At 80.3% G+C, this 2512-nt stretch carries 1 protein-coding gene and 1 pseudogene; both read right to left on the bottom strand.

Translation table 11 applies throughout. The annotated features are described in order from the left end of the window. A pseudogene (locus ACFVXK_RS38155) lies at positions 1 to 877 on the bottom strand (hypothetical protein); the annotation flags it as partial. A 67-nt stretch (positions 878 to 944) separates the two neighbouring features. Then, the gene (locus ACFVXK_RS38150; protein ID WP_389621851.1) at positions 945 to 1982 is read right to left on the bottom strand and encodes an NUDIX domain-containing protein; all 1038 of its coding nucleotides are present in this window, start codon (positions 1980 to 1982) and stop codon (positions 945 to 947) included. Positions 1983 to 2512 lie beyond the last annotated feature (530 nt).

Raw genomic sequence — 2512 nt, 5'->3', positions numbered from 1 at the left:
GGGCGGGCAGCACCGGGGCACCGCTGGTGCCGGGGGCCGCGCAGGCGGGATCGGCATGCTCGGCGTGCCCGCCCCCGCGCAAGCCGTGCGCGTCGGCGCCGCCCTGGCCACGGCCGTGGGCCCCGGGGGCCGGAGCGGTGGCGGCGGTGGCCGGGGTGGCGGTCCGGGCGGCGGCGATGGCCTGGGCTGCGGTCCGGGCCGGAGCCCGGTGGTTCAGGGGCCCGGTGCGGTCGCCGGCCTCGGCGACCGGCGCCGCCTGGGGTCCGGCCGCGGGTTCGCGCTCCATGGGCGCCGCGGCCTGGGGAGCGGTCGTCCCGATCCGGGGCGCGGCCCCGGGGGCGGTGGCGGCGTACGGCATGCCGTACGGGGAGTGCCCGGTGGCCGCGGTTGAGGCCGCGGCGGCGGTGGCCGGGGCTGCGGTCCGGGCCGGAGCCCGGTGGTTCAGGGCCTCGGCGCGGTCGCCGGCACCGGGGGCGGACCCTTCGGAAGGCATGGCCACGGGGCGGTCGTCGGTCCCGGGCGTGGGCCCCATGGGGGATGAGGCGCGGTCGCTCGTCCCGGTCCGGGGTGTGGTCCCAGGGGCGGATCCTTCGGAAGGCATGGCGCCGGGGCAGTGCCCGGCATCGGCATGGGTTGCGGACCCGGGGGCGGTGGCGTCGGGCATGCCGGCCTGGGATTGCCGTGCGGTGGCGGTGGCGGCGTACGGCATGCCGTACGGGGAGTGCCCGGGGGCGGCGGTGGCCGGGGCGGGGTGGGGGAGGCCGCCGGGGCCCAGGCCGTGCATGGCGAGCAGGCCCGTGAGGACCGTCAGGACGAGGAGCAGGAACGCGGACGGGCCGAGGGGCCCTGCCACTCGTCCCGCCCGTGTCGACCTCATGCCGGGCATCGTATGCGAGCCCGCCGGGATACTCCAAAGGGGTAGGGGGTATCTGGCGCCCCGGCTCTCAGACCGGCCGGCCCCGGTGCAGCTCCAGCGGGCCGGTGCCCTGGGCGAGGGCCTTGAGGCAGGCCTTGATCTGCCGCCGCAGGTGCGGTCCGACCAGGTCCCGCAGCTCACCGCGGGGCGCGGCCCGCCACTCCAGCAGCTCGTCCGGCGCCAGCCGGATCCGGGCCAGCGTGGCCGCATCGAGCACCCCGCCGTCGTAGAGGAACCGCACCCGCGCCGGGTAGCCCGGCCGGTGGGACCAGTTGACGGCCAGGAGGCGGCCGGGGGCGAGGTCCAGGCCGAGCTCCTCGCGGACCTCCCGCGCGGCGGCGGCCCGGGGGGTCTCCCCGAGGTCGCTGTCGACCCCGCCGCCGGGCAGCAGCCAGCGGCCCGGCTCGCCGTAGCCGGGCCGGACCAGCAGCACCCGCCCGGCCCCGTCCGTGAACAGCACGTTCGCCGCCGTGAGGGCCTTCGGCCGGGCGGCCCGGTGGCCGGCGGCGTCGTAACCGCCCGCGTGCTCCCGGGCCGCGCGGTCCGCCGGGTCCAGACCGGCGGGGGAGCCGGGCTGCGGGACGCCGCCGACGAGGTGCGCGAGGGACCCCGAGTACAGCGCGGCCAGCGCGGCGCGCACCCGGGCCGCGAGCCGGGCGGGCAGCTGCCGTGCGGCCTCCTCGGGGGTGAGCCAGCGGGCCTCGGACACCTCGCCGTCGGGGAAGGACAGCGCCCCGGCCCGTTCGTCCGACAGCGGTCCCACCAGGTACACGTGCACCACCAGCGAGCGTCCGAGCGCCCCGGGCGGGCAGGAGTCCACGGCGAGCAGCCGGCCGACCGGCACGGCCAGATCCAGCTCCTCCTCCAGCTCCCGGGCCAGCCCCTCCTCCGGGGTCTCGGTGTCCTCGACCGTTCCGCCCGGCAGTTCGAGGCCGTCCTTGTAGGAAGGGGTCAGCACGAGGACCCGCCCGCCGGAGTCGAGGACGATCCCGGTGGCGGCGACGAGCGGGGACGGCTGGGCGGCGTAGTAGGCGCGGACGGCCTCGGGCGAGGGGCGGTCGGGCACGGTGACGGCTCCAGGGGTCGGGCGGACCGGGTGGTCCGGAGGGCGGGACGCGCCCCTCGGGCGGTACCCGCGCATCACACCACGCCCGCGGCGCGCGCAGGCCGGCCCCCGCGGATCGGCCCCTCCTGGGCGGGTCGCCGCGGCCGGAGACCGGAGCCTTCGCGGGGCCGGCGGGCGGGAAGGAGGCCGCCCATGGGACGGGGCCGTGTGGCGGTGGGGGTCGGCGGCACGCCCGGGAGGCCGGCTGACGGGCCGGGAACCGGTCGCCGTGCCGGCCTGGGCGCCGCCCGAGGGGAGGCGCTCCACGCCCGGACGCCGGAGGGGACCTCGGCCGCGATGCGGCGGGACCGGGCGCGCGAGGACCCGGACCGGGCCTTCGCCGAGGCCTTCCCGAGGCCTTCCCGAGGCCTTCGGCGGAGCCCCGCCCGGGCCTTCCGGCGGTCCGCCGGCTCGTCGACCGGGCCCCCCGCCGGGGCGCGGTGCGCGGCCGCCGCGCGCCCCGACGACCCCCGCCCCGGGCGCCGGTGGGC

The sequence above is a fragment of the Streptomyces sp. NPDC058157 genome (assembly GCF_042884105.1).
In the GTDB taxonomy this organism is placed as follows: Bacteria; Actinomycetota; Actinomycetes; order Streptomycetales; family Streptomycetaceae; genus Streptomyces.
The sequence above is the reverse complement of the archived record's forward strand: the minus strand, read 5'-3'. Positions and strand labels throughout refer to the sequence as shown.